The 6,000-nt window shown below is 68.6% G+C and carries 2 protein-coding genes; one reads left to right on the top strand and one right to left on the bottom strand.

All coding sequences use genetic code 11. The features are described from left to right. Positions 1-238 precede the first annotated feature (238 nt). Positions 239-4,591: a DUF4214 domain-containing protein gene (locus tag H3H36_RS03275; RefSeq protein ID WP_182213909.1), complete on the bottom strand. Its 4,353-nt coding sequence runs from the start codon at positions 4,589-4,591 to the stop codon at positions 239-241. 239 nt (positions 4,592-4,830) lie between these two features. Here H3H36_RS03275 and moaA point away from each other — a divergent pair, with 239 nt between their 5' ends. Then, a complete protein-coding gene (moaA, locus tag H3H36_RS03270; RefSeq protein ID WP_182213906.1) occupies positions 4,831-5,805 on the top strand; it encodes a GTP 3',8-cyclase MoaA in 975 nt (324 codons plus the stop codon). Positions 5,806-6,000: the final 195 nt, after the last annotated feature.

Below are 6,000 nucleotides of genomic sequence, written 5' to 3'. Positions count from 1 at the left end.
ACGTAGCGAAGGCAAAGCCCACAACCAGGCTGTACGCGCCTTGGGACGGCAGCTATGCCGAGTACTGTGGTCCATGCTGCACGGTCAACGCGAGTATCGCTTACCTGGCTTCGAACCAAAAAGCATTGGAAAATCCGGGCGGGATGTTCAGGTCCGGCATTGCGCCATTTGGCACAATGCCGGACCTGACCCCAACTGTTCCCAACTGTTCCTACAGTTCCGTTCCTGGCGTTGTCCGTCAGGCCAGGTCGGCGACGCCGATCTGGGCGGTGGGAACGCCAACCAGCGTGGCCAGGTGCACCAGTTCGCTGGCATCGGCCAGGTGGTTGCCGTTATGGTCGGCCGCGCCGCCGCCTGCACCAAACAGCCACGCTTGCGTATTGCCGCCAGCGTCCTGGCCGATGAAGGTGGCATGCTCGTTCAGCGTGCCCGCCACGGCGTAGGCGCGGTTGATGGCGGCGGCGGTGGCGGCAGCCGACCCGTCACCGAGACTGCCCACCTGGATTACATTGCCATGGCTGGCGTCGAAGGTGAGCGCCGTGCCGGCTACGCGCACGGCGCTGGCATCGACCAGCGTTGGGGCGCCGGCGGCCAGGTGCAGCGTAGCGCCACTGCCCGGCACGAAGCCGGTGATGGTGGTGTCGCTGCCGCCCAGCAGGTCGAGCTGGTCGCCGGCGGCCGCGTGCACGCCAGTGCCGGCACCATGGAGCGCCACCACCGCGTTGCCGCTGCTGTATATCTGGTGGCCGCCACCGTTGACGATGGCGTGGTTGACCGTGGCGGACAGCACGACGCTTTGCGGCGCCAGCGTGGCGCCCAGCGTCAGCGTGCCGCCGGCCAGCGTTTCGCCGCCCTGCGTGACGCCGGCGCCAATGGTGGCGGCATCGATCAAGCCGGTATTGAGGTAGCCATTGGCCAGGCCCTGGCGCAGCACGGTGGCCGCGTCCAGCAGCAGGCCCTGGTCGGCGTAGCCGCCCTTGGCGCTGTCGATCAGCCAGCCGTTGGCGTGGCCCGGTGCGGCGTGGGTGTTGGCCTCGTCCTCGGGGCTGACGGCGAAGGCCACCAGCACGTTGGCGCGGCTGTCGCCATGGGCCAGGTCGTTGACCCAGAACGCCAGCCCGGCCGCCTTGGGCGCGCGGTGCAGCACGTTCTGGTACAGGGCGTTGACGAACGCCAGGTCGCCCGCGCCGCCATGGTCGGACGGGGTGGCGGCGGCCGGGTAGCGGCTGGTGAATTCGGCCGAGCCGATGAAGCCGGCCGCGATGTCGGCCAGGGAAGCGCCGGCGGCCAGCTGGTTCTCCCAGAATTCCAGGCCCGTCAGCCGGGGCAGGCGCCCCAGTGCCGCCATGTACAGTTCGGCCACGGCCGCGTTGTGGCCGTTGACGACGAAATACATGTCGGGATAAAAGCCGGTGTCGGTGGCGGCCGCGCCGTTGAACAACACGTAGTCCGCGCCCGTGATGGTCACGTGCTTGCCGAAGTCGGCGTCGCCGGCGGCCACGTTCTCGATCTCCAGCTTGCCCGTGGCGTCGCTGCGCAGCGCGTAGTGGTCGCGCGCCGCCTCCAGCACCACGGCATGATAGCCGTCGCCCAGGCTGGCGTTCTGCAAGCCCACCACGACATTGCCCGTGCGCGGCAGGGTGACGCCGTCGGCCACCGGCTGCATCAGGGCGCCGGCGGCGCGCGCGCCGCCGTCCTGCTGGATCACGAAGCGGGCCACGCCATCGCTCACGCCAGGCACGCTGACCGTGTACGGGGTGCTGATGGCGCGCAGCAGCGCGGCGTCGGCCACCAGCTGGGCGGACGTCAGCTGCAGCACCGGCGTGTCGCTATCGGTCAGCGCCACGCTGGCCAGCTTGCCCTGCGAGGCCAGCGTTTGCAGCGCGTCCAGCTGGCTCGCCACCTTGGCCGCGCTGTCGCTGACGGCGAAGCTGGCGTTCGCATGGCTGGCGGACAGCGCCGTCGCGTCGGCCACGCTGGCCTCGGTGACGGACAGTGTCAAGGCGCCGGCCAGCCTGGACAGTGCCGTGGCGTCCGCCCGCAATTGCTGCGCGCTGACAGTCAGAGCGGGCGTGCCGCCATCGGTCAGCGTGACGGTGCCCAGCTTGCCGGCGGCGGCCAGTTGCTGCAGCGCGTCCAGCCCGGCGCCGACGTGGGCGGCGCTGTCGGTGATGTTGTAGACCAGCGCCTCGGTGCCCGCCGGCCCGGCGTCGGCTGCCAGCACGGCGGCCAGGTCGTCGCGCAGCGTCACGTGGCAGGCGCCGCCGAGCAGGCGCAAGGCGTCGCCGTCGGCGGCCAGTTGGGCGCTGGTGATGACGATGGCGGGCGTGCCGCCATCGGTCAGCGTGATGCTGGTGGCCTTGCCGGCCGCGGCCAGCGCCTGCAAGGCGTCCAGGTTGGCCGCCACGCTGGCAGCACTGCCATGGAAGCTGACCGTGCCCAGTTGCCCGGCCGGGGCGGCGGCCAGGGCGGCGGCCGCGTCGGCCGACGCGTCCGTCACGTTGATGCGCCAATTGCCTTGCAAGGCGGCCAGTACGCCCTGGTACTGGCCGTATTGGGCGCCCGTGATGGTCTGGGGCTGGGCCGTCGCGTCGGTGATCTCGATGGTGGCCAGCCAGCCGCCGCGCAGCAGCGTGCGCAGGCCGTCGAGCTGTCCGAATACGTGGTTGGCGCTGTCGGCGACGGCCGTGATGGCGGCGAACTGGCCGTTGGCGTAGTTCTGCAGCGCCTGCGCCACGCTTTGCAGGCCCACGTCGATGGCGACGTCCTGGGTCGTGCCCCAGCCCTTGCCTTGCCAGGCGTTCACCTGCAGCTTCCCGGTGCCGGCGGTGACCGGGGCGCGGTAGGTCACGCGCGCCATGTCGGCCGCCGTGAATTCATATTCGCCTGGAGCGGCGCCGTTCCACAGGTTGCGCGCGCCGTTCAGTTCCAGCGCGCCGCCGGCGCCGGATGGCAGGATCACTTCATAGAAGGTATTGCCGGCGCCGCTACCGTCCAGCTGGAACAGGCTGGCCACGGCCACGCTGGCGCCAGCGGCCACGCTGTTGTGGGCATGCGGCAGCACGATGGTGCTGGCGCTGGTGCCGTTGAAGGTCCAGCCGATATCGGTGGCGCCGCTCCACTGCTGGCCCAGCAGGGCCCGGACGGACAGGGTGGCCTGGCCATCGAGCGCGGGCGCCGCCAATTGCAGCCTGGCCAGGTCGGCGGCAGCGATCACCACGTCGCCGGCCGCTTGCTGTTCGGGCGTGGCCAGGTTGGCCGCACCGTTCAGGAGCAGCTGGCCGCTGCCGGCCGCGTGGAACAGGTAGCGGCTGACGGCCAGGGCGTCCGGGTTGAAGACGGAGAACAGGGGCGCCACCGCGACCGTGGACGACAGGGCCAGCGTGAAGCTGGCGGCGGCGGGCTGGATCACCGTCATCGCGCTGCCGGCGGCCACGGCGACGGCGCCGCCTTCGGCCGCCATCTGCTCCATTGACACCTCGAACTGGGCGCTCCAGCTCTGGTGGGCGTAATTGTCGCCCCACGGGTTGCGCACGATGAAGTTGCCGCTGGCCGTGTCGTATCCCAGCACGGCGAACGCGTGCTCGCCCACCAGTTGCGTCATGCCCGCGCCGTCGTGCGTGTCGGGCGCGCCGGCGGCCGTCTCCAGCACCACGTCCCGGTGCTCGGCCAGCGCCTGGATGAAGGTGGCCTTGCGGCTGGCCCAGTCGCTGTCCGTGGTGCGGTAGTAGGTGACGCTGGTGTTGACCATGGCCGGCAGCACGATGCTGGTCGAGTTGCCGTCGATATTCTGGTAGCCGTTCACGGATGGATGTCCCACCTGGCCCGTCTCGCTCAACTGGGCGTACGCCTTCTCCAGCAGCGGCACCCACAGCGCCTGGTCCTGTCCCACGCCGTTATGGGCGTACACCATGGCCCCGGCGCTGTTGACGGGAAATTCATCGTCGACCGTGACCCATACTTCGTTGCCGTCCAGGTAGAAGCGCACCCCATAGCTGCCATTGCCGTTGTCGACGATCATCGACTTGAGCAGCTCGGGGTGGTTGTTGACCATCTCGATCATGTTGGCGCACACCACGCAGTCGCCCACGGCGCCCTGGGCCACGTCGACCGTGGCGGCGGCGCCCGTGGCGCCGTACAGCGGGCCGTTGAGCATGGTGTAGGTGGGCTGGACGCCGCCACGCTGGTTGATTTCCTGCAGCGTCGGATCGGGCAGGTCGGTGCCGAGGAACCACTTGGCGATCAATTCGTTGAGCTGGCTGACGCTGCTGGTGGCGCTCAGGTCGCCCAGCGGGCTGGCCGTGTTGGCGCCGCCATGCCAGCTGACGTTGGCCGGATTGCCCTGCACCAGCTGGATGAAGATGTCGGCCACATAGCTGGACGCGGCCACGCCGTCGTTCATGTGGCGCGCCACCGTCTGCAAGTCCTGGAATTCGGCGGCCGTGAAGGCGCCGTCGCGCGCCGTGTCGGTCAGGATCCGCAGCGCGTCGGCGTAGCTGAGCGTGCCGTCGGCCGCCAGGCTGGCCAGGTCGGCGCGCACGCCGCCGTCGGTGAGGGTGGAAATCCAGCTGGTGTTGGCGGACGTGGTCAAACGGTGCTCCTGAAGTCGTACGGGATGGGGCGGGGACGGCCAGCTTCTCGGTGTGGTGCGCCGGCACCCGCGGACTCTATATTATTAGATAACATATTGCAATAGGGAAATTCCTAAAAATTGATTCAAAGTAAATTTGTCTAGTGCTTATGGACTAGGGCGTCTAAGTCGTCATGGCCATCGGCAAACCCACGGTGGCCCGCTACAATTTGGCCATTGACTATGAACAGGAGCTTGCGATGTTAAGCGACCGCTTTGGTCGGTCCATCGACTACCTGCGCGTCTCCGTGACGGACCGTTGCGATCTGCGCTGCACGTACTGCATGCCCAAGGATTTCAAGGATTTCGAGGACCCGCCCGACTGGCTGAGCTTTGATGAGCTGGAACGGGTGATCGCCACGTTCGCGCGCCTGGGCACGCGCCGGGTACGCCTGACGGGTGGCGAGCCGCTGATGCGGCGCCACCTGCCCCAGCTGGCCAGCCGGTTGTCGGCGTTGCCGGGCTTGCAGGACTTGTCGCTGTCGACCAATGCCACCCAGCTGGCGCGCCATGCGGGCGCGCTGAAGGCGGCCGGCATCAGCCGCATCAACGTCAGCCTCGATTCGCTGGACCGCGACTGCATGGCCCGCATCACGGGCCGCGACAGCCTGCCGCAGATCCTGGCGGGCCTGCAGGCGGCCAAGGAAGTGGGCTTCGCGCCCATCAAGATCAACATGGTGGCCATGCGCGGCGTGAACGACCAGGAAATCGACGCCATGGTGGAGTTCTGCATCGAACACGCCTTCGTGCTGCGCCTGATCGAGGTGATGCCCATGGGCGCCACCGGCAAGGATGCCTCTTACCTGGGGCTGGACACGGTGCAGCGCCATTTGCGCGAGAAATTCGGTCTGGTGCCGCAGGCGCTGGAGCTGGGCGGTGGCCCGGCGCGCTACCTGGCCACGCCGGACGGGCGCAGCAGCATCGGCTTCATCACGCCCATGTCGCAGCATTTCTGCGCCACGTGCAACCGGGTGCGGCTGGCCGTTGACGGCACCTTGTACCTGTGCCTGGGCCAGGAGGAGAAATTCGAGCTGCGCCCGCTGCTGCGGGGCGGCGCCAGCGACGCCGAGCTGGAACAGGCGATCCGCGACGCCATCGAACTGAAGCCGCAGCAGCATGATTTTGGCCGGCAGCCGGAAAAGATCATCCGCTTCATGTCGCAGACGGGTGGCTGAGGAGGGCGGACGGACGATAACGAAACAACAAGGCGCGTGTATACTTTGCTGGGCAGAGCGTGGCGCGCGGCCAGCGCGCCGCCAAGGTGGCGCCGCCAATCGAGGAGACGGAATGAAACAAACAGTGGACCAGGGCCGGGCCCGGGCGCATCGCGTACCGGGCGCTTGGCCGTGCGCGCGCGAAGGACAACGATA

This window comes from Rugamonas fusca, from assembly GCF_014042365.1.
GTDB classification, from domain to species: Bacteria; Pseudomonadota; Gammaproteobacteria; order Burkholderiales; family Burkholderiaceae_D; genus Rugamonas; species Rugamonas fusca.
This window is presented reverse-complemented; position numbering and strand designations above follow the sequence as displayed.

Coding starts and splice junctions, on each gene's coding strand:
- moaA (WP_182213906.1), top strand. CDS start 4,831: ATGTTAAGCGACCGCTTTGGTCGGTCCATCGACTACCTGCGCGTCTCC.